The organism is Streptomyces sp. NBC_00414 (genome assembly GCF_036038375.1).
Classification (GTDB): domain Bacteria; phylum Actinomycetota; class Actinomycetes; order Streptomycetales; family Streptomycetaceae; genus Streptomyces.
The window spans coordinates 1,066,153-1,086,411 of record NZ_CP107935.1 but is presented as its reverse complement, the minus strand read 5'-3'; the positions used below and the strand labels follow the sequence as shown (position 1 = coordinate 1,086,411).

At 71.1% G+C, this 20,259-nt stretch carries 19 protein-coding genes; 5 read left to right on the top strand and 14 right to left on the bottom strand.

Going from position 1 to position 20,259, the window contains the following annotated elements; all coding sequences use genetic code 11:
- Positions 1–107 precede the first annotated feature (107 nt).
- The gene (gene argG, locus OHS59_RS04750) at positions 108–1,562 is read right to left on the bottom strand and encodes an argininosuccinate synthase (protein ID WP_328492127.1); all 1,455 of its coding nucleotides are present in this window, start codon (positions 1,560–1,562) and stop codon (positions 108–110) included.
- Between the two features lie 207 nt (positions 1,563–1,769).
- Here argG and OHS59_RS04745 point away from each other — a divergent pair, with 207 nt between their 5' ends.
- Positions 1,770–2,378, top strand: a complete 609-nt coding sequence (locus OHS59_RS04745; RefSeq protein ID WP_328492126.1) for a YciI family protein — start codon at positions 1,770–1,772, stop codon at positions 2,376–2,378.
- 83 nt (positions 2,379–2,461) lie between these two features.
- On the opposite strand, the gene OHS59_RS04740 is transcribed toward OHS59_RS04745, so the two are convergent.
- Positions 2,462–2,641, bottom strand: a complete 180-nt coding sequence (locus OHS59_RS04740; RefSeq protein ID WP_328492125.1) for a hypothetical protein — start codon at positions 2,639–2,641, stop codon at positions 2,462–2,464.
- Positions 2,642–2,769: 128 nt separating this feature from the next.
- Positions 2,770–3,177, bottom strand: a complete 408-nt coding sequence (locus OHS59_RS04735) for a RidA family protein (RefSeq protein WP_328492124.1) — start codon at positions 3,175–3,177, stop codon at positions 2,770–2,772.
- Between the two features lie 148 nt (positions 3,178–3,325).
- On the opposite strand from OHS59_RS04735, the gene OHS59_RS04730 reads away from it, so the two are divergent.
- Entirely contained in the window at positions 3,326–3,706 is a 381-nt protein-coding gene (locus OHS59_RS04730) for a winged helix-turn-helix transcriptional regulator (RefSeq protein WP_328492123.1), read from the top strand.
- A 58-nt stretch (positions 3,707–3,764) separates the two neighbouring features.
- Here OHS59_RS04730 and OHS59_RS04725 read toward each other — a convergent pair whose 3' ends face one another.
- On the bottom strand, positions 3,765–4,835 hold the full coding sequence (locus OHS59_RS04725; protein ID WP_328492122.1) for a M23 family metallopeptidase: 1,071 nt from the start codon (positions 4,833–4,835) through the stop codon (positions 3,765–3,767).
- Between the two features lie 314 nt (positions 4,836–5,149).
- Entirely contained in the window at positions 5,150–5,806 is a 657-nt protein-coding gene (locus OHS59_RS04720; RefSeq protein ID WP_328492121.1) for a TetR/AcrR family transcriptional regulator, read from the bottom strand.
- Positions 5,807–5,988: 182 nt separating this feature from the next.
- On the opposite strand from OHS59_RS04720, the gene OHS59_RS04715 reads away from it, so the two are divergent.
- Together OHS59_RS04715 and OHS59_RS04710 are read left to right on the top strand one after the other, a co-directional pair.
- On the top strand, positions 5,989–7,044 hold the full coding sequence (locus OHS59_RS04715; protein WP_328492120.1) for a medium chain dehydrogenase/reductase family protein: 1,056 nt from the start codon (positions 5,989–5,991) through the stop codon (positions 7,042–7,044).
- 62 nt (positions 7,045–7,106) lie between these two features.
- Complete coding sequence (locus tag OHS59_RS04710) at positions 7,107–8,084, top strand: STM4015 family protein (protein WP_328492119.1); 978 nt, start codon at positions 7,107–7,109, stop codon at positions 8,082–8,084.
- Between the two features lie 69 nt (positions 8,085–8,153).
- Here OHS59_RS04710 and OHS59_RS04705 read toward each other — a convergent pair whose 3' ends face one another.
- The 3 genes from OHS59_RS04705 to OHS59_RS04695 all read right to left on the bottom strand — a co-directional run bounded on the left by OHS59_RS04705 (position 8,154) and on the right by OHS59_RS04695 (position 13,480).
- Positions 8,154–9,269, bottom strand: coding sequence for an AI-2E family transporter (locus OHS59_RS04705; protein ID WP_328492118.1), 1,116 nt, complete (start codon positions 9,267–9,269; stop codon positions 8,154–8,156).
- Between the two features lie 95 nt (positions 9,270–9,364).
- On the bottom strand, positions 9,365–12,583 hold the full coding sequence (locus OHS59_RS04700; RefSeq protein WP_328492117.1) for an alpha-L-rhamnosidase: 3,219 nt from the start codon (positions 12,581–12,583) through the stop codon (positions 9,365–9,367).
- Between the two features lie 378 nt (positions 12,584–12,961).
- Complete coding sequence (locus tag OHS59_RS04695; protein WP_328492116.1) at positions 12,962–13,480, bottom strand: AAA family ATPase; 519 nt, start codon at positions 13,478–13,480, stop codon at positions 12,962–12,964.
- 672 nt (positions 13,481–14,152) lie between these two features.
- Between OHS59_RS04695 and OHS59_RS04690 the strand changes: the two genes are divergently transcribed.
- Complete coding sequence (locus tag OHS59_RS04690; RefSeq protein ID WP_328492115.1) at positions 14,153–14,380, top strand: hypothetical protein; 228 nt, start codon at positions 14,153–14,155, stop codon at positions 14,378–14,380.
- 227 nt (positions 14,381–14,607) lie between these two features.
- Here OHS59_RS04690 and lysA read toward each other — a convergent pair whose 3' ends face one another.
- The 6 genes from lysA to modA form a co-directional block, all read right to left on the bottom strand.
- Positions 14,608–16,026: a diaminopimelate decarboxylase gene (gene lysA / locus OHS59_RS04685; protein ID WP_328492114.1), complete on the bottom strand. Its 1,419-nt coding sequence runs from the start codon at positions 16,024–16,026 to the stop codon at positions 14,608–14,610.
- 13 nt (positions 16,027–16,039) lie between these two features.
- A complete protein-coding gene (locus tag OHS59_RS04680; RefSeq protein ID WP_328492113.1) occupies positions 16,040–16,522 on the bottom strand; it encodes an SAV_915 family protein in 483 nt (160 codons plus the stop codon).
- A gap of 245 nt (positions 16,523–16,767) precedes the next feature.
- Positions 16,768–17,187, bottom strand: a complete 420-nt coding sequence (locus OHS59_RS04675) for a TOBE domain-containing protein (RefSeq protein ID WP_328492112.1) — start codon at positions 17,185–17,187, stop codon at positions 16,768–16,770.
- Positions 17,188–17,395: 208 nt separating this feature from the next.
- Positions 17,396–18,550 (bottom strand): ABC transporter ATP-binding protein, encoded by a 1,155-nt coding sequence (locus tag OHS59_RS04670; RefSeq protein WP_328492111.1) that lies wholly within the window; start codon positions 18,548–18,550, stop codon positions 17,396–17,398.
- Entirely contained in the window at positions 18,547–19,419 is an 873-nt protein-coding gene (modB, locus tag OHS59_RS04665; RefSeq protein WP_328492110.1) for a molybdate ABC transporter permease subunit, read from the bottom strand. Before modB ends, OHS59_RS04670 begins: the two co-directional genes overlap by 4 nt.
- On the bottom strand, positions 19,416–20,237 hold the full coding sequence (gene modA, locus OHS59_RS04660) for a molybdate ABC transporter substrate-binding protein (RefSeq protein ID WP_328492109.1): 822 nt from the start codon (positions 20,235–20,237) through the stop codon (positions 19,416–19,418). Before modA ends, modB begins: the two co-directional genes overlap by 4 nt.
- Between the last annotated feature and the right edge of the window lie 22 nt (positions 20,238–20,259).

The following is a 20,259-nucleotide window of genomic DNA, read 5'->3' as shown; positions in this document are numbered from 1 at the left end:
GCCCGACCGACCCGGCCGACCGGCGGGCCCGGACCGACCGATGGGCGGGCCCGGCGCCAACTGCGCCGGGCCCGCCCATCACTCATCCGTCCCGCTGCGGCGGGACATCAGTCCGTGCCGAACTCCATCGCCGCGCGGTCCAGCAGCTCGTCGTCCTCGGAGACCTCGCCGCGGGAGGCGATGGCCTCGGCGCCGCCCTGCGGCATGTCCGGCATGCTGCCGATCAGCCCGGTCGACGCCGCCTGGGCGGCACCGATGGAGGGGCTGCCGGTGCCGATCAGGCCGAGCCCGGCGTACTGCTCCAGCTTGGCGCGCGAGTCCGCGATGTCGAGGTTGCGCATGGTGAGCTGGCCGATCCGGTCCACCGGGCCGAACGCCGAGTCCTCGGTACGCTCCATCGACAGCTTGTCCGGGTGGTAGCTGAACGCCGGGCCGCGGGTGTCGAGGATCGAGTAGTCCTCGCCGCGCCGCAGCCGCAGGGTCACCTCGCCGGTGATGGCCGCGCCGACCCAGCGCTGCAGCGACTCGCGCACCATCAGGGCCTGCGGGTCCAGCCAGCGGCCCTCGTACATCAGCCGGCCGAGACGCCGGCCCTCGTTGTAGTACTGGGCGATCGTGTCCTCGTTGTGGATCGCGTTGACCAGGCGCTCGTACGCTGCGTGCAGCAGCGCCATGCCGGGCGCCTCGTAGATGCCGCGGCTCTTGGCCTCGATGATCCGGTTCTCGATCTGGTCCGACATGCCCATGCCGTGGCGCCCGCCGATGGCGTTGGCCTCCATCACCAGGTCGACGGCGGAGGCGAACTCCTTGCCGTTGATCGTGACCGGACGGCCCTGGTCGAAGCCGATCGTCACGTCCTCGGTGGCGATCTCGACCTCGGGGTCCCAGAACCGGACGCCCATGATCGGCTCCACGGTCTCCACACCCGTGTCGAGGTGCTCCAGGGTCTTGGCCTCGTGGGTGGCGCCCCAGATGTTGGCGTCGGTGGAGTACGCCTTCTCCGTGCTGTCGCGGTAGGGCAGGTCATGGGCGACCAGCCACTCCGACATCTCCTTGCGGCCGCCGAGCTCCGTCACGAAGTCCGCGTCCAGCCAGGGCTTGTAGATTCGCAGATGCGGGTTGGCGAGCAGCCCGTACCGGTAGAACCGCTCGATGTCGTTGCCCTTGAAGGTCGAGCCGTCGCCCCAGATCTGGACGTCGTCCTCGAGCATCGCCCGGACCAGCAGGGTGCCCGTGACGGCACGGCCGAGCGGCGTGGTGTTGAAGTAGGCACGCCCGCCCGAGCGGATGTGGAACGCCCCGCAGGTCAGCGCGGCGAGTCCCTCCTCGACCAGCGCGGCACGGCAGTCGACCAGGCGCGCGAGCTCGGCACCGTAGGCCTTCGCACGGCCGGGCACTGAGGCGATGTCGGGCTCGTCGTACTGGCCGATGTCGGCGGTGTAGGTGCACGGGACGGCGCCCTTGTCGCGCATCCAGGCGACCGCGACCGAGGTGTCGAGTCCGCCGGAGAAGGCGATTCCGACGCGCTCGCCGGCAGGAAGGGAGGTAAGGACCTTAGACATAGGAAGATTATGCATGACATCGCATGAACATGCAACGAGGCTCCGGCCCTCGGACCTCAGGACCTCGGGACCTCAGGGCGTCAGGGCTTCCGGCTCCGGCCTCCGGTCGAACGGGCCCGCCGCGATTCCGGTCCCGCGCGGAACAAGCGTTGGTACGATCCGTTGCCGCCCGCCGCGGCCATCCCGCTGTTCTCGTGGAGGGGCGACATGGAGTACTTCTTCTACTGCCGTGACCGGCCGGGCTCCATGCCGTTGCGCGGGGAACTGAACGAAGAGCACTGGGCGTTCATGGACCGGTACGCCGAGGAGATGATCGCGCGCGGACCCACGCTCTCCGCCGACGGCGAGACGGCGACCGGCAGCATGCACATCGTCGACCTCCCCGGTCCGGCCGCCGCGCACGAGTTCGCGTTCGACGAGCCCAACTACAAGGCCGGTGTCTACACCGAGGTCCTGGTGCGCCGCTGGAAGAACACCCTCGGCCGCACGATGTGGGAGTACGAGGGCGGGGCGGCCGGACACCGGCGGTTCCTGGTCATCGCGCACGGCGAGCCCGGTAGAACCGCGGCCCGCGAGGCCCTGGACACGGCACACCACCGTCATCTCGATCGCCACTACCGTGAACGCCTCATCGCGTACGGCCCGTTGCTCGCCCAGGACGGTGTCGACTGGCTGGGCACGGCCCTGCTGGTCGAACTGCCGGACCGGGCCGCCGCCGAAGCCATGATGGCGGACGAACCGTACGCCCGGGGCGGGCTGTACCGGAGCGTCGAGATCCACGACTGGCGGTTCGGCGGGCGGCCCGCCGCAGAGTGAGACGCCGGAGCGAGGCATCGGGCGAGGCGCCGGAGTGACGCACCGGAGCGACCCGCCGCGCAGGGCCCGCCTCCGGGGCCGGTTCAGGCGCGGTGCGGGTGGAACCTGCCCCGGAGCCGGGTGCGTACGGACTCGTGGAGCAGGCCGAGGGCGAACGACTGGAACAGGCCGGAGGCGACCACGATCGAACCGCCCACGACAGTCAGGTAGACCGCCGACGTGGGGTTGGCGAAGGTCGGACGGGCGACGGTGCGCGGGTTCATGAGTCCTCCCCCAGGACTCGGAACTCGGTCTGCCCTCATGGTCCGGCGGAGGCCGAGGTTCGTCCTGAGTACGCGTACTCAGCGCCGGAGGACGCGGAAAGGTCGCGCAGGGCGGCCTCGCGGGGCGGTCAGTCGAGGACCGCGACGGCCTCGACCTCGACCAGGTGCTCGGGCACGTCCAGTGCCGCGACGCCGAGCAGGGTGCCAGGTGCCACCGGGGTGACCCCCAGTCGCGCTGCCGCCCGGGCGATGCCCTCCAGGAGCAGGGGCATCTTGTCGGGGGTCCAGTCGACGACGTGGACGGTCAGTTTCGCCACGTCGTCGAAGGTCGCGCCGACCTCGGCCAGGGCGGTGCCGACATTGAGGTAGGACCGCTCGACCTGAGCGGCGAGGTCGCCCTCACCGACCGTGACTCCGTCGGCGTCCCAGGAGACCTGCCCGGCGATGAACACCAGCCGTGACCCGGTCGCGACCGACACCTGCCGGTACACGTCGATCTCCGGCAGTCCCTCGGGGTTCACCAGGGTGATGGCCATACTGTCCGCCTCCTTGACGTGCGACGCGATTCCCCGGGCCCGCTCGCGGCAGCACCAGGACGCACTCGCTCTCTTGTGGTTACTTGAGAACCGTAGGAGAGTGACCGCTGACATGGAAGAACGCACTTTTCAGTGACTGGGGAACCTCATGGTGACCAAGCAGTTCACGGGTTCGCCCGACGAGGCGGACCTCAGGCGCGCGGACTCGCTCGCGCGGGAGCTCTTCTCGGACATCGCCAACAAGTGGGCGCTGCTGATCATCGAGGTCCTCGGTGGACGCACCCTGCGCTTCAGCGAGTTGCGCGACCAGATCGACGGCATCAGCCACAAGATGCTCACCCAGAACCTGCGCATGATGGAGCGCAACGGCCTGGTGGAGCGGGAGGTGCACCCCACCGTGCCACCGAAGGTCGAGTACACCCTCACCGAGCCCGGCCGGGCCCTGAAGAAGACGGTCGACGGCATGTGCGACTGGACGCACCAGTACCTCGGTCACATCGAGGCGTCCCGCAACCACTTCGACGGCTGACGGCCCACCCGCCCGCGGAGTCGACCCGTGAGGGGTGCCCGAGCCGGCGCCGCCCGGCTCATGTGCTGGGGCGGAGCCACGGCAGGGGATCGGTGTAGTACCCGTCGAGCACCACCTCGAAGTGCAGGTGGGGGCCGGTGGACAGACCCGTCGAGCCGACCAGCCCGACCGGCGTCCCGGCGTCCACCGCCTGGCCGACGGAGACCTGGAGCGCCAGCAGATGGCTGTACGTCGTCTCCAGCCGCTTGCCGTCGATGGTGCCGTGGTTGATCACCACGCGGTTGCCGTACGCCTTGGTCATCGCCGCGAACACGACCTGGCCCTTCGAGGCGGCGGAGACCTGAGCGCCCTGGGGCGAGGCGAAGTCGACCCCGGTGTGGAGCTTCGTCACCCCGGTCAGGGGATGTTCGCGCGAGCCGTAGGGCGAGGTGACGGTGAGGTTGCCCACGGGTGCGGCCAGTACGGCGCCCGGCACCTGGTTCACGGCGCCGCCGGAACTCTCCCGGTCGACCGACCTGTAGCGCGAGGACAGCGACTTCACCTCGGCGATGTAGGCCTCCGCGTCGGTGGGTACGCGTCCCGCCTTCACCACGGCGTCCGTACCCGACGCGTACGCGGCCAGGGTGAGGTTCACCAGGTCCCCGGTGACGACTCCCTCAGTCCTGAGGTCGGTCACCTTCTTGGCGAGGGAGCAGTCCTGCCGTCCGAGCGCCATCAAGGCGTCCGCCGGATCGCGGGGCGAGGAGCGTCCGTTGCCGTCGTCGTCCTTGCCCCAGGTCCGCCACCGGGCGTCCGTGAACGCGGCGATGCCCTTCTCGCCCGACAGTTCTCCCGCGTCGTTGTTCCAGCCGGAGAGCCGGTCGATCTGGGCGGCGAGCACCGACGGCTTGATGACCGTGCAGTCCGAGACCGCCTTGCGCAGCCAGGGAACGTACGCGGCGTCGACGCGGGTCGTGGCGGTCGGGTCGGGGTCGGAACCCTGCGGCCAGGCGTCGGAGAGACCGCCCGTGTACGCCAGGAAGCCGGCCACCCCCACCAGGGCGACCAGCCCCGGCAGAACGAGCAGGGTGAACGGGCCCGGGCGGCGGCGGACGCGCTTCGCGCTCTGTTCCTGTGCTTCCTCGGCCACTACTTCTCTTGCGGCTGCGTCCGTTTCTTCTTTCGCGCCTGTGCCCGCGCCCACATCTGCTTCTTCGGCTTCGCTCTCGCCGGCCGACGCCGGTTGGGAGGCGGTTGTCCCTGTCTCGTCCAGCCGGCCGTCAATCACCGGCGAACTCCCCGTGCACCGCGGTGTGTTCGGCGGTGATCGATGTGGTCATGGTGCTCACCAGCACAACGCTAACGCGCCGCCCCGCGGGTATCACGAGGCGCGGAGGCACACGGGCCTGCCCGAACGGGCAGACCTTCCGTCCACGGGAGTCGGGGCGACGGCGCGCGGTGCGGTCAGTGCGCCGACGGGCCGGTCAGCTCGTCCAGTTCGGCCGCGAAGAACAGCGCGGGGTCGAACCCCATCCCGGTGAAGTGGCCTGCGAGTTCCAGGGACAGGACGCCGTGCAGCCGGGTCCAGAAGGTCAGCGCGCGGTGCAGGGCGGCGGGCTCGGCGGGGTGGCCGCCCGCCCACTGCCGGTGCTCTTCGAGGTGGGTGGCGAACGGCTTCGCGGGGCTGTCCGAGGGCAGTGCGGCGCAGGCGTCGAGCAGGGTCGCCATGATCTCGCGCACGATCCCGGTGACGTCGTCGGGCGCGTGGTATCCGGGGACGGGCGTGCCGTAGACGAGGAAGTAGCGGTGCGGGTCCTGGAGGGCCCAGGCGCGGAGGGCGTGCGCCAGCGCGGGCAGGTCGGGGCCGGAGGCGGCGGCTGTGCGGAAGGTGTCGGCGAGGCTCCGGTAGGCGTCCCGGATGAGCTCGGTGATCAGTTCGTCGCGGCTGCCGAAGTACCGGTAGAGCGCGGGGCCGCTCATGCCCATCCGCTTGGCGATCGCGTTGAGGGAGAGCGCGGAGGCTCCCGCCGTGGCGAGCTGCTCCCAGGCGTGCTCCTTGATCTCCGCACGCACCTGGGAGCGGTAGCGCTCGCGCGGGGTCCCGGTGCCCGTGTCCGCCATGGCCTGCCGCCTTCCGTATCTGCCTGATCCGCACCTGCGTGAGCTGCGTGCACCCGCATGTGCCCGCATGTCTACAGCGTCAAGATTTAGTTAGAGGCTATCACGAACGTTATTGACTCCACCTTCATTCGTGCGTTACAACTTCTAACGAACACAAGAAGCGGTAATTCAAGCGGAACGCGATGGAGGTCGTCATGAACGCCGAAGGACTCGTCGAAGGACTGGTCGAGGTCGTCCTGCCGGGCAAGGTGGAGCCGGAAGGCCTCCGGATCAGGCACGGAGCCGTGCCCACCGCGGGTCCGGGCCAGGTCCTGGTCCGGATGGAGGCAACCGGGGTCTCCTTCGCCGAACAGCAGATGCGCCGAGGCCGCTACTACGACCAGCCGGCCTTCCCCTTCGTCCCCGGTTACGACCTGGTCGGGACGGTGCTGGCCACCGGTGAGGGAGTTCAGCCGGGCCTGACCGGCACCCGGGTGGCCGCCCTGCTGAAGGTCGGCGGCTGGGCCAGTCACGTCCTCGTGGACGCGGCGGACGTGGTGGAGGTGCCCGACGGGATCGGTGCGGCGCAGGCGGAGACCCTGGTGGTCAACGGCATCACCGCCTGGCAGATGCTGCACCGCAAGGCCCGTGTCCGGGCGGGCGGGACCGTCCTGGTGCACGGCGCCAACGGCGGGGTCGGCTCGGTACTCGTCCAGCTCGCACGGGCCGCGGGCGTGAAGGTGATCGGCACGGCATCCGCGCGCCACCACGAGGCGCTCGCCGAAAAGGGTGTCGTCCCCGTCGACTACCGCACCGAGGACGTCGTCACACGGGTCCGTGAACTCGCCCCCGGCGGGGTGGACGCGGTCTTCGACCACGTCGGCGGCCGGAGCGTCGTCGACTCCTGGCACCTTCTCGCGCCCGGCGGGACGCTCGTTTCCTACGGGAGTGCCTCCACCCGCGACGACGAGGGTTCCAAGCAGTGGCCCGTGCTGAAACTGCTCGGCCGGGTGTGGCTGTGGAACGCGCTGCCGAACCGCCGCCGCGCCTACTTCTTCAACGTCTGGGCCGGTCGGGCCCTGGCCAGGAACCGCTTCCGGGCCAGGCTGCGCACCGACCTGACCCAGGTCTTCGCGGCGTTCCGGCGCGGAGACGTCACCGCCGAGATCGCCGCCCAACTCCCGCTCACCCGGGCCGCCGAGGCCATGCGCCTGGCCGAGTCGGGCACCGTCGCCGGCAAGGTCGTACTCAACCCGTAGTACGGCCCGACGGCTCACACCGTTCTGTGCCGACGGCTGTTCGAGTGTGGAACGCTCTCGCTGTGATCGACTATCTGACGACGCTCCACGGTCTGCCCGTCCACAACTTCCCCGAGGCCGGCGAAGAGAGCGGGCCGTTACCTCCGGTGGGCGAGGTCGCCTGGAGGCTCGCCCGCAATCAGGAACTCGGTGACGTGGAGTCCTTCGAGACCTGCTGGCACCGCTTCCTCGACACGGTGGACTCCGCGCGGGTCCGGGCTCTGGTCTTGGGTGCGGGCGCCTACGGCACCGACGCGGACGGGGACGGGGACAGTCCGGCCGAGACGGCCGCTCGACTGGTGGCCGCCGCCGACCGTCTCACCGGGCTCGAAGCCCTCTACCTCGCCGACCTCTCGTACGAAGAGGGAGAGCTGTCCTGGATCGTCCAGGGCGATGTGACACCGATCCTGTCCGCCTACCCCTACCTGCGGGAACTCGGCGTACGCGGTTCGGGCGGAGGCTCCGAGGGCGAGCCGGGGCTGCGACTGGCTCCCGTGCGTCACGAACACCTGCGCGTCCTCCGCCTGGAGAACGGGGGTCTGCCCGGCGAGGTGGCCCGCGGCCTGGCCGCCGGAGACCTGCCCGGTCTGCGGCACCTGGATCTGTGGCTCGGCGAGGAGGACCACGGCCGTACCACCACCGTCGCCGACCTGGCTCCCCTGCTCGACGGCGACCGCCTGCCCGCTCTGCGGCACCTCGGGTTGCAGAACTGCGACATGCACGACGAGGTCGCCGTCGCCCTCGCCGGTGCTCCCGTCGTCGCCCGCCTCACCTCCCTGCACCTCAGCCTCGGCACCCTGGGCGACGTCGGTGCCGAAGCCCTCCTCGGTGGCCAGCCCCTCACCCACCTCCAGGAGCTGGACCTCTACCACCACTTCCTGTCGGATCCGATGATGCGGCGCATGCGTGAGGCACTGGAGCCGTTCGGGGTGAAGGTCAACCTCGACGGACAGGAAGAGGCCGACGAGGACGAACCCCGGTACATCGCGGTGGGGGAGTGAGACCCCCCAGGCCCCTTCAGGGCTCCAGGGACGCCCGTACTCCCCGCACTCCCCGGGATTTCGGGAATCTCAGGAAGTGACGGTCTCACCGTTCTGGGGCTCGCCGGTGTCCGGTTCCTGCGACGGTTCGCTGAGCTGCTCGCGCAGGTAGTTCCAGAACACGGCGACCATCGCGGCGACCGGGACGGCGAGCAGGCTGCCCACGACGCCCGCCAGGCTGCCGCCGAGCGTCACCGCCAGCAGGATCACCGCCGCGTGCAGTCCGAGCCCGCGGCTCTGGATCATGGGCTGGAAGACATTGCCCTCCAGCTGCTGCACGACGAGGATGATCGCCAGCACGATCAGCGCGTCCGTCAGACCGTTCGACACCAGGGCGATGAGCACCGCGACGAAGCCGGCGAACATGGCGCCCACGATCGGTACGAACGCGGAGACGAAGGTCAGCACCGCCAGCGGGAGCACCAGCGGCACGTCCACGATCCACAGGCCGATGCCGATGAGGACGGCGTCGATGAGTCCGACGAACGCCTGCGAGCGGACGAACGACCCCAGGGTGTCCCAGGTGCGAGCGGCCACCGTCGGGACGTCGACGGCGAGCCGGCCGGGCAGCTGACGGGCGAGCCACGGCAGGAACCGCGGTCCGTCCTTGAGGAAGAAGAACATCAGGAAGATCCCCAGGACGGCGGTGACCAGACCGTCGACCACGGCGCTCACCCCCGAGACGACGGTACCGACCATGTCGCCGGCACCCTTCTGGAGGCGTTCGACCGCGTCGTCCGTGGCGCCCGAGATCTGGGCCTCGCTGATGTTCAGCGGCGGACCCGCGGCCCAGTCCCGCACCTTGTGGATGCCGTCCACGACACCGTCGGTCAGCTCGCCGGACTGGGAGGCCACCGGGACCGCGATCAGCGCGACCACGGCCGAGGCGAGCACCAGGAACAGCACGGTCACCACGGAGGCCGCCAGAGCGGGACGCCACCCGCGCCGGTGCAGGAAGCGGGCCATGGGCCAGGTCAGCGTGGTCAGGAGCAGGCCCACTATGAGCGGCCAGACCACGGACCACATCTGGCCAAGGAGCCAGAGGACCACCGAGGTCGTCACCAGAACCAGGAGCAATTCGACGGAAATACGCGCCGACGCGCGCAGCGCGGCGCGTGATCTGGCGGAACTCAACGAGGCAGGCATGCGAGCACCTTATGGGCACGTCAACGCGCTTCCGCGCACCCCCGCCAACGCGGCGGTGTCCAAGGCGTGTTGGACACCGCCGCGTGACGGCCGGGTCACACAGCGAAGCGGTGGGTGCCCGAACCGACCCGGTACACCGCGCAGCCGTCCTCGCTGCGCAGGAACGCCGCGGTGGTGTGGGTGACCGCGGCCGGAGCGTCCGCGGGGACCCACACCTCGGCGGTGGTGTTGGGCGGCACGGAGCATGTCAGGACGAACTTGCCCGACCGCTGCCGCCACTGGGTGGACACGGGGCCGTGCACCGAGGCGAACGTGGCGCGGGCCGAGGTGACGCCCCCGCCCGGCCGCGGCCGGACGACGATCTCACGGTAGCCGGGCCGGCCCGCCGCGATGCCAGCGATGTTCGTGTACATCCACTCGCCCACCGAACCGTAGGCGTAGTGGTTGAAGGAGTTCATGCCCGGGTCCTCGAAGCTGCCGTCGGGCCGGATGGAGTCCCAGTGCTCCCACATCGTGGTGGAGCCCTTGTCGATCTGATATCCCCAGCTCGGGTAGGAGCGCTGCGCGAGCAGCCGGTAGGCGACATCGGTGTGCCCGGTCTCGGTGAGGACGGGCAGCAGCCGGGGCGTACCGAGGAAGCCCGTCGACAGATGCCAGTCCCTGGCCTCGATCAGCGCGACGAGCCGGTCGGCGGACGCCTTGCGCAGCTCGCCCGGCAGCAGGTCCATCGACAGGGCGAGCACATAGGCCGTCTGCGTGTCGCCCTTCACCCTGCCCTCGGCGCTGACGTAGGCCTTCTGGAACGCCGCGCGTATCCGCCCGAAGAGGTCGGTGTAGGGGGCGGGGTCCTTGTCCAGCTCCTTCGCGATACGGGCCGCGAGGTCGGCGCTGTGGGCGAAGTACGCGGTGGCGATGACGTCCTTCGGCGTCTCGTCCTCGACGTTCAGCCAGTCGCCGTAGCCGGCGGCCGGCCGCAGCAGCCCGCTGCTGTTCTTCTCCAGGTACTTGAGCCAGTCCTGGACGGACGACCACGCGTCCTCCAGGACCTGCCGGTCGCCGTACGCCTGGTACAGGGACCAGGGGACGGTGACGCCCGCGTCGCCCCAGCCCGCCACTCCGTTGCCGACCGTGCCGACCATGGGTGCCACGTCGGTGAAGGCACCCTCCGCGGTCTGCCCGTCGCGCAGGTCCACGAGCCACTTGGTGAGGAAGCGGGCGGACTCCATCGTGTAGGCGGCCGTCGGCGCGAAGACGTTGATGTCACCCGTCCACCCCAGGCGTTCGTCGCGCGCGGGCGTGTCCGTCGGGATGGAGAGGAAGTTGCCGCGCTGCCCCCAGGTGATGTTGCTGTGCAGGGTGTTGAGCATCGGGACATCGGTCTCGAAGTCGAACGTGAAGGGGGCGGACGTATGCATCACACGACCGGTCAGGGCCGCCGCCGTGGGAGTGCCGGGGAACCCGGTCACCTCGACGTAGCGGAACCCGTGGAAGGTGAAACGCGGCTCGTACGTCTCCCGGCCACCGCCCTTGAGGGTGTACGAGTCGGTCGCCGCGGCGGTGCGCAGGTTCGCCGTGTAGAGGGTGCCGTCGGAATTGAGGACCTCGGCGTGCCGCAGGCGCACGGTCGTGCCGGCCGCGCCCGAGACCCGCAGCCGTACCGAACCGACCATGTTCTGGCCCAGGTCGAAGACGAAGACACCCGGCTTGGGCTGGGTCACCTTCTGGACCGGGAGTTCCTTGGCCACCCGGACCGGGCCGTCCACCTGCGCCTCGATCCGCGGCGGAACGGCCTCGCCCGCGGTACGCACCGCGTCGAGCCAACCCTTGTCGTCGAAGCCGGGTGAGGTCCAGCCGGCGGTCTCCTTGCGCGCGTCGTACGTCTCGCCGCTCAGCAGGTCGGCGGAGACGATCGGTCCGCACGCGGCCCGCCAGTTGCTGTCCGAGATGATGCTCTCGCGCGTCCCGTCGGCGTACTCGACCTCCAACTGTGCGAGCAGGGCCGGGCGTTCGCCGTACTGGTGGGGGCCGAACATGCCGACGTTGCCCGCGTACCAGCCCGGTGCCACGTACGCGCCGATGGCGTTGGCGCCGGACCGCACCAGCGTGGTGACGTCGTAGGTCTGGTAGTGGACGCGTTCGTGGTAGTCCGTCCAGCCGGGGGCGAGCTGGTCGCGGCCGACCCGGCGGCCGTTGAGGTGCGCCTCGTAGACACCGAGGGCCGTGGCGTACAGGCGGGCGCGCGACACCTTCTTGCGCGGGAGCCTGAACTCGTGCCGCAGTTGATTGGCGGCGTACGACGCGGGGACGACCTTCCCCCACGGTCCGGCTCCCCACGCGGCGGCCTCCTTCGCCGCCGGCCAGGCACTGTCGTCGAAGTCGAGGCCGCGCCAGCCGGCGGCCGGCTCCTTGTCGGTCGATCTCCACGAGTCGTCGGTGACGATCCGCTGTTCGCCGGAGGCCGTCTGCAGGGTGAGGGCGGCGACCAGCCCGGCGGGCCCCTCGGACGCGTTGGTCGCGGAGACCGCGATCACGTTCTTGCCCGTACGGAGCTGGGCGAGGACCTCGACGACGGCGGGGCGGCGCCAGCCGTCGCGGTCCGTCTCCAGGTCGGTGCGGGCCACTTCGGTGCCGTTGACGGAGACGGTGTACACGTTGTCGGCGCTGATGGCCAGTGTCGCCGCCGTGGCCGCGTCCGGAAGATCGAGGGTACGGCGGAACCAACGGGTGACCGCCGGGGCGCTGTTGGCCGGGTCGCCCTCGGGGAACCAGATCCAGGCACTGCCTTCGAGGGACGGCGCGTCGGTGAGCACCGGGGGAGCGGAGACCCACTTCGCGGACCACTGCGCGGCGTCCAGGAGCCCGGTCTCCCACCACGACGGCTCGCTCCAGGCGGAGGCGCCGCCGTCGGCGTCCCACACCCGCACCGACCAGAAGTAACGGGTACGCGGCTTGAGTTGCGGGCCCGCGTACGGGACGAGGACCGACTCGCTGGACGCGACCTTCCCGCTGTCCCAGACGTCCGGCTTCGGGAGACGTGAGGCGCTGGAGGCGACGCGGATCTGGTAGCCGCTCTGGCGCGCCCCCGGCTTGTCCGAGGCCATCGGCCAGCTCAGCCGGGGGTGTTGCGCGTCGATGCCCAGGGGGTGTCGCACGTACTCGACGGTCGGCGCGGTGACGCGCAGGGCACTGCGACGGGTGCCTGCCTGGACCGGTGCGGACGCGGGTGCGGCCGCTGCGGATCCGGTGCCGACGGCGGTGGCCGTGACGGCCACCGCTGCTGCCGTACCCGCCAGAATGTTCCTCCTGCTGATCACTGCGTCTCCTCAGGTAGGAAGGATGAATCGATTCACTCCGGTGAAGGTAGGGGCGTGCGGGGCGAGGGTCAATGAGCGTGCAGCACATTCTTGACGGGACGTTGGGTGGGGTTGTTGCTGTGGTGTGGCCGGGCGCGTGCGAGCACGTCGACAATTGAACGGTTTCAATCGACCGGTGTTGTCAGGGTGGTTGCGGACGGCGGTGCGGAGGTGATTCTGTGAGCGGTCCATGAGGTGGACGAGGCGCCGCGTGCGGTCGTCAGGGCCTCGGTGTGTCCTGCCTCGGGTCAGGTCGGATCAGGGCACCCGGACGCTCGGGTGAGGTGAGGCCACACTGACGTTCCGGTCGGGTCAGGTCACCTTGGCGCTCAGGCCAGGTCACACGGAGGACAGCCAGGCCGCGGTGTCGTCGGGGCGGGAGAACCGGAGTGTGTCGAGGGGTGCGAAACGGGGATCTCGCGTGCGGTGTTCGATCTCCTGGCGCCGGCCCGCGTGTTGGGACCAGGCCCACCAGGCCGGGTGCTCCTTGCTCAGCCAGCCGGCCCAGGTCTCTCTGTTGCCGCCGAAGAGACTCTCGCGGGTGACGGTGCGCCAGAGGGAGCGGCGGAGGACGCGGGGCATGACTACGCGCTTTCCGTAGTCGAGCCAGAGCACGGTGTCGGCCCTCGCCCAGAGCAGGTCCCGGACCTCGGGATAGCCGAGCGAGTCGATGATCCAGCGGGGTTCGGAGGTGACCCGCGCGACCTCTTCGGCCAATTTGTCGTTTGCGGCCCAGCCGGGGCCTGTGAAGTACAGCGCGTCCATCTCGTGGTACGGCACGGCCAGGCGCCGGCCGACCGCTCTGGCCAGCGTGGACTTGCCTGCGCCTGTCACGCCCACCACGAGGATTCGATCCACGGGGGCAGCTTATAAGGGGGGCCGGCACCGGCCGAGGGCGCGTCCGGAGCACGGGCCGTCTGCGGGCCGGCGAGGGCGGGTCGCGCAGTTCCCCGCGCCCCTGAAAAGCCGGGCCGCGCCCTGGCTTTTCATCCTGCCCGGCGGTCGCTGCCCGGTCCGTTCGGCGGTCACCGCGCACCCCGTCCGGCGGTGTTGGGAGGGGGCGCGCGGAGACGTGGATCACCCATCCAAACCATTCCGCGCACCGCGCCCTTTCGTTCTCAGGGCGCCGATAGGATCTAATGGGCAGTAGCGCGCGAGGTAGGCAGGTACCGATGGTCATCGGTCGACAGCTCCGCCTCTGATCCGCGCGACTCCCGACTCCGGATGGTTTTGGATGCCTGCCTCTTCGCATCGCGACCCTGCACGTCCCGTTCAGGACGCGGCGGCCTCGTCCGTCGTGCCCCAGCACCACGATCTGTTTCTCCAGCCGCAGTACACCATCGAGCTGCCGCCACTGGACGATGAGGAGGACACCTTCTCGCCGCCTCCGCCCCCGCCGGCACAGCGGCGACGGGGGGCACCCCGGGCCCGCTGACCGCTCCCGCGGCCGGTCCTGCCTTGCCGTGACCAGCGACGCGTGCGCCCGGACCGGGCTGCGTCGACCTGAGGGGAGGAGACACTCTGGATGCCGTGGAAAGCGCACTGATCGTTGTGCACCGGCCCGCCGCGAGCGGCGGCCGACGAGTGAGTGTGCACCGTGACGGCCGGGCCGAGATCCTGGGGCTGGCCCACTCCGACAGCGATCTGATCGTGTTCCTGGAGGCTGCCGGACTGTCCAACCCCGCCGAGCTGCTGGACGATCCCAGCTGGGTGGAATGGCGTGGCGGACGACCGCACGAGTGGGACTCCGCACCGTAGAAACCGTAGACGCGCGCTGCCCGAGGGCACCGTTCCGTCTCGGTACGGGCCCACGTAGGCCGGCCCCCCGTAGCTCCCGGTGCCGCCGACGCCGATGTCCGGTGCCGGGGCCGGGGGCACGGCCTGTGCGGCAAGGCAGCCTCGCGTCGCCCACGTAACCGAACCCCGCCGGTCCGCGGCCGGGTTTCGGCGGAGAACCGGGCCGAGGCCGGGCGAGGAACACGGTCCTACAGGCCCACGTCGCGTCGGCTCATGTCGTCCAGTGATTCGCGGCGTACCAGTACGCGTGCGATCCCGTCCGACACCGCGACGACCGGGGGCCGGCCCACCAGGTTGTAACCGGAAGCCATGGACAGGTGGTAGGCACCGGCTGCCGGGACGGCGAGGAGATCGCCGGGCCGTACGTCACCGGGGAGCGCCACCTCGTCCGCGAGGACATCACCCGCTTCGCAGTGCCGGCCCACGACCGTGACGGTGCGGGGCGGCGCCGACGACAGGCGTCCGATGAGCCGGGGCGCGTACCGCACCCCGTACAGCGCGGGCCTCGGGTTGTCGCTCATGCCACCGTCCACGGCGACGAACGTGCGCTCGCCGGTGCGTTTGACCGCCAGTACGTGGTAGATCGCGATCCCGGCGGGCCCGACGATTGCCCGCCCCGGTTCCAGCGTGAGCCGCGGTACGGGCAGACGGGCCCGGGCACAGCCGTCCGCCAGTTCTGCGTGGACGCGGTCGGCCAGGGCTCCCACGTCGAGGGCCGCCTCGCCGGGGCGGTAGGCGATGGCGTGCCCGCCGCCGATGTTCAGCTGCGGCAGGGCGACGCCGTGCTGGTCCCGGATCCTGGCCATCAGCCCGACCATGCGCCGTACCGCGGCCACGTACGGCTTCACGGAGTCGATCTGCGAACCGATGTGGCAGTGCAGACCGACGAACTCCAGGTGCGGCTGGTCGAGTATCCGCGCCACCGCGTGCTGCGCGGAGCCGTCCGCGATGGACAGGCCGAACTTCTGGTCGTCGGTGCCGGTGCGCACCTTGGCGTGGCCACCGGCGGCGACGCCCGGCACGACCCTCACCATCACCTGTCGGCGGCTGCCGGCGGGCGTGGCCGCGGCCAGCCTGGCGATCTCGGAGACGCTTTCCACGACGATGCGCCCGACCCCGAGCCGCAGCGCGGTGCGCAGGTCCTCGGGGCTCTTGGCGTTGCCGTGCAGCACGATCCTCTCCGGCGGGAAGCCCGTGGTGACGGCGAGCGTCAGCTCTCCGGCGGAGCAGACATCCAGGCCCAGCCCCTCCTCCATCACCCAGCGCGCCACCGCGCGGCACAGGAACGCCTTCGCCGCGTACACGACGTCGGCCTCCGGGAACGCCGCGCGACAGGCGCGGCAGCGCTCCCGGACCTCCTGCTCGTCGAGTACGTACACGGGGGTGCCGAAGCGGTCGGCGGCCTCGGCGAGGGAGACCCCGCCGACGGAGACGTCTCCGTCGGCCCCGGCGCGCGCGGAACGGGGCCAGACGGACGACAGGCCGTCGGCGTCGGCGTCGGTGTCGTCGCCGATGAGCCGGGACGGGGCCCCGGGGTCCGAGGGCGGGCCCGAGAGCAGGTCCGAGGGGAGGGGGGACGGGAGGGGTGAGTGCAGGGAAACGGTCATGGTGGGCGCCTCCTCAGCCGATCAGCAGGTTCAGGTACGCGACGACGGCAGCGGCACCGGTCACGCCGACAGCGGCAGCGGCACCGGTCACGCGCAGGGCAGTGGCGTGCCGCGGGCGCCGGTCGTGCCACCAGTGCCCTGGTCCATGGGCGTCGGCATCGGCATCGGCGTCGGCGTCGGCGGCGTCGGCCTGGGAGGTCGCGGGCGCGGCCGGGGGAGCGGAGAGCCGCGGGTCGACCGTGAGGGCCGTGATGCCCAGCGGCGCGGCGAGGGCGCGCAGCGCGGGTTCGGAGAGCCTGATGCGGGCCTGCTCGGTGCCCAGCATGGCGGTGAGCTTCGCCGCCGAGGTGAATCCGACGGCCGTACGGCCGCCGAGGGGAGTGCGGAAGAAGCGGGCCGTACAGCCCGCGGGCCCCGACCGGACGGGGACGAAGAGAAGTCCGGCCGGGACGAGTTCGGAGGGCTCGGGGTCCTCGGAGTGATCGATCGCAGACATCGGGCTGCTCCTCGCAGAAGGCGACGTGACGTGCGCCGCGCGGCCGGATCGGCCGGGCGCTCCAGCGAAGCTATGCCCGTCGGCCGGGGGCCGAGCCGCCTCCCTGACGGATGCTTGACGCGCACCCCCGCTTTCGTGACGCGATCATGACGGCGGCGGTGAGGCACCGGATCGGATCGGCTCCCCGGGGCGACCGTTCCCGAGTGGCCCGTTCCTGACGCGACCGCCCCGAATCGCCCGTCGCCTCACGCGGTCGCGAGCGAGACCTCGGTCGACTTCATCAGGGCGACCACGGAGGTGCCGGTCTCCAGGCCGAGGTCGGTTACGGCGTCCTTGGTGATCGCCGCGGTCAGTTCGCCCCCGTCGACGGTGATCCTTACGGAGGCCATGGCCCCGCCGGTGGTGATGTCGGTGACCGTGCCGGGCAGTTGGTTGCGGATGGACAGGCCCTCCACCGGGCCCGTGGCCACCGCGACCTCCGTCGCCTTGACCAGCGCGCGGACGGCGGAACCCTCGGCGAGGCCGAGGTCCTTGACGGACTCCAGCGTGATCGCCGCGGTGAGGACCTGGCCGCCGTCGAGGCGGACCTTGACCGTCGACATCGCCTCACCGGACGTGACGGAGGTGACGGTGCCGGGGATCTGGTTGCGGATGCTCAGGCTCATGACGGAACGCCTCACATGAGAAGGGGTGCTTTGTCGCGTTTGTGGTGCAGGTGCGGCTCACCGTAGCCGGGCGCGGGCGGCACCCGCTTCGACCTCCTCGAATCTGCGACGAGTGTCGCGGGCGGCACCTCGCAGACCGTGGCCCGCGTCAAAGCGGCGCGCGTCCTTCGCGTGTGCGTGCTGCTCGGACGGATGGGCGTGGGTTTGCTCAGACCGAATAGGCGTGGGTCTGCGCAGCCTTCACCGCTGCCCAGACCGCCGCGCCCGGGTGCAGATCGAGTTCGGCCGCGGCGACCGTGGTCAGGTCCGCGGCGAGCGGCAGCTCTCCGGTGAGGTCGGCGCGGATCTGGTCTCCGTGGGTCTCCAGGCCCGCGACCTCGCAGGCCCAGAGGTTGCGGGCGCTGACCCCGGTGGGCCGGTCGCGGTAGAGGGTGACCGCGCTCGGCGGGAACGCCACGAAGACCGGCCCTGACAGGGCCTCCGTGGTGGTGATGGGCGCGCCGACGTCGAGGAGCACCGCATGGCCGTCGGCGTCGCCCCGGTAGAGGTTCAGGCCGACCAACTGGGCGATGTAGTCCGTGCGGGGGCGGCGGGCGATGTCGGACGGGGCGCCCTCCTGGACGACCCGGCCGTCCTCGACGACGACCAGGCGGTCGGCCAGCACCATGGCGTCCAGCGGATCGTGGGTGACCAGGACGGCGACGGCCTCGAACTCGGCCAGATGGCGGCGGAGCTGGGAGCGCACCTCCAGACGGGTGCGGGCGTCCAGCGCGGCGAGCGGTTCGTCGAGCAGGAGCAGCCGGGGACGGGTGGCGAGCGCGCGGGCCAGGGCGACGCGCTGGGCCTGACCGCCGGAGAGCCGGCGGGGCTTGGCCCCGGCATGGTCCGCGAGCCCCAGTCGCCCCAGCCACTCGGCGGCCTGCGCGCGTGCCTCCGCCTTGGTCGCTCCCTGGCAGCGCGGTCCGAAGGCCACGTTGTCCAGGGCGCTCAGGTGGGGGAACAGCAGGTAGTCCTGGAAGACGACACCGACCGGGCGGGACTCCGGCGGCGTACGCTCCAGCGCCGTGCCGTCCAGCCGCAGACGGCCGCCGGTGAGCGGTGTCAGGCCTGCGAGGGCGCGCAGGGCGGTGGTCTTGCCCGCGCCGTTCGGGCCGAGCAGGGCGACGACCTCGCCCGGTGCGACGCGCAGCGCCACATCGAGACGGAAGGTGCCGCGCTCGACGACGAGACGGGCGTCGAGGCCCACGTCGGAGGTGCCGGAGGTACCGGCTGCACCAAGGCCGTCGGCGCGTACGCCGTGAGCAGCGTTCGCGTTGGATTCGGCGTCAGCGTCGGCGTCGGCGGCGTATCGGGGTTCGGTCATCCTGCTGTCATCCAACGGTCGCGCAGGCCCGCCAGCACCGCGACGGACACGGCCAGCAGGACCAGACTGAGGGCGATGGCGGCCTCCGGGTCGCTCTGCAGGGCCAGATACACGGCCAGCGGCATGGTCTGGGTACGGCCGGGGAAATTGCCCGCGAAGGTGATCGTCGCGCCGAACTCGCCGAGCGCCCGCGCCCACGCAAGGACCGCGCCCGCCGCGATGCCGGGCGCGATCAACGGGAGCGTGACCCGGCGGAACGCCGTGAAGCGGGAGGCGCCGAGCGTGGCGGCGGCCTCCTCGTAGCGCGGGTCGGCGGCGCGCAGGGTGCCCTCGACGCTGATGACGAGGAACGGCATGGCGACGAACGCCTCGGCGATGACGACCCCGGTGGTGGTGAAGGGCAGCGTGATCCCGAACGAGGAGTCCAGCCACTTCCCGACGATGCCGTTACGGCCGAGGGCCATCAGCAGGGCCACGCCGCCGACGACCGGCGGCAGTACGAGGGGGAGGGTGACCAGGGCTCGTACGAGGCCGCGCCCCGGGAACTCGACACGGGCCAGCAGCCAGGCCAGCGGCACGCCGATGACCAGGCTCACCGCGGTCGCCGCCGTGGCGCAGACCAGGGAGAGCCGGAGTGCCTGCCACACCTCGGCGCTGGTCAGCAGGTCCGGCAGGCTCCGCCAGGGGGCGCGTACGAGCAGGGCGATCAGCGGCACGATCAGGAACGCCAGGCCGATCAGTGCGGGCACCAGCAGAGGCAGCGGCACCCCTCGGCCACCGGCGCCGTCGCCTGTCCGGACGCGCCGGCGCCGCGGCCCACCTCGCAGGGTGTCGGCCGCGGCGCCGGACTTGTCGTTCGAGGAGGTCACGGCTTGAGGAACCCGGCCCCGGTCAGGACCTTCTGGCCCTCGGCGGATCGCACCAGCGCGATGAACGCCTTGGCGCCCTCGGTGTTCTGGGCGTCCTTGAGCGAGGCGATCGGGTAGTCGTTGATGGCGTCGGCGGACTCGGGGAACTCCACACCCTCCACCTTGTCACCCGCCGCGTGCACATCGGTCTTGTAGACGACCGCCGCGTCGGCCTCCTTCAGCTCGACCTTCGTCAGCGCCGCCTTGACGTCCTGCTCGTAGGAGACCGGGGTGAGCTTCAGCTTCGCCGCGTCCAGGGCCTTCTGGGCGGCGGCGCCGCAGGGCACCTCCTTGTCGCACAGCACGACCTTGAGGTCGGACCCGGTGAGGTCCTTCAGGGAGGAGACCTTGTCGGGGTTGCCCGGCAGGGTGGCGATCTCCAGCTGGTTGCGCACGAAGGTGGCGGGCGTCCCCGACGCGTCCCCGGCGTCGGTGACGATCTTCATCGTCTTGGGGCTGGCGGAGGCGAACACGTCCGCGGGGGCGCCGCCCGTGATGCTCGCGGCCAGCGAGTCGCTGCCGCCGAAACTGAAGGTGACCTTCGTGCCCGGGTGCTTTTTCTCGAAGTCCTTGCCCAGCGTCGTGAAGCTCTCCTTGAGGGAGGCCGCGGCGAACACGGTCACCGTGCCGGACAGCCTGTCCGACGAGGAGGACTTGGCGGAGTCCGACTTCGCCGAGGAGTCGTCGTCCGACGACGAGCAGGCGCTCAGCGCCAGCAGGGCGGCGCCTGCGCCGGCCACCTGCAGGGTCCGACGGCTCCGGCGCGCGGTACGGGTCATCACGGTCCACTCCCTCTGGTCC

Bases quoted from the DNA above. Each gene is read 5' to 3' on its own strand.
- argG (WP_328492127.1), bottom strand. From the start codon at position 1,562: ATGTCTAAGGTCCTTACCTCCCTTCCTGCCGGCGAGCGCGTCGGAATC.
- OHS59_RS04745 (WP_328492126.1), top strand. From the start codon at position 1,770: ATGGAGTACTTCTTCTACTGCCGTGACCGGCCGGGCTCCATGCCGTTG.
- OHS59_RS04740 (WP_328492125.1), bottom strand. From the start codon at position 2,641: ATGAACCCGCGCACCGTCGCCCGTCCGACCTTCGCCAACCCCACGTCG.
- OHS59_RS04735 (WP_328492124.1), bottom strand. From the start codon at position 3,177: ATGGCCATCACCCTGGTGAACCCCGAGGGACTGCCGGAGATCGACGTG.
- OHS59_RS04730 (WP_328492123.1), top strand. From the start codon at position 3,326: ATGGTGACCAAGCAGTTCACGGGTTCGCCCGACGAGGCGGACCTCAGG.
- OHS59_RS04720 (WP_328492121.1), bottom strand. From the start codon at position 5,806: ATGGCGGACACGGGCACCGGGACCCCGCGCGAGCGCTACCGCTCCCAG.
- OHS59_RS04715 (WP_328492120.1), top strand. From the start codon at position 5,989: ATGGAGGTCGTCATGAACGCCGAAGGACTCGTCGAAGGACTGGTCGAG.
- OHS59_RS04705 (WP_328492118.1), bottom strand. From the start codon at position 9,269: ATGCCTGCCTCGTTGAGTTCCGCCAGATCACGCGCCGCGCTGCGCGCG.
- lysA (WP_328492114.1), bottom strand. From the start codon at position 16,026: ATGACCGTTTCCCTGCACTCACCCCTCCCGTCCCCCCTCCCCTCGGAC.
- OHS59_RS04680 (WP_328492113.1), bottom strand. From the start codon at position 16,522: ATGTCTGCGATCGATCACTCCGAGGACCCCGAGCCCTCCGAACTCGTC.
- OHS59_RS04675 (WP_328492112.1), bottom strand. From the start codon at position 17,187: ATGAGCCTGAGCATCCGCAACCAGATCCCCGGCACCGTCACCTCCGTC.
- OHS59_RS04670 (WP_328492111.1), bottom strand. From the start codon at position 18,550: ATGACCGAACCCCGATACGCCGCCGACGCCGACGCTGACGCCGAATCC.
- modA (WP_328492109.1), bottom strand. From the start codon at position 20,237: ATGACCCGTACCGCGCGCCGGAGCCGTCGGACCCTGCAGGTGGCCGGC.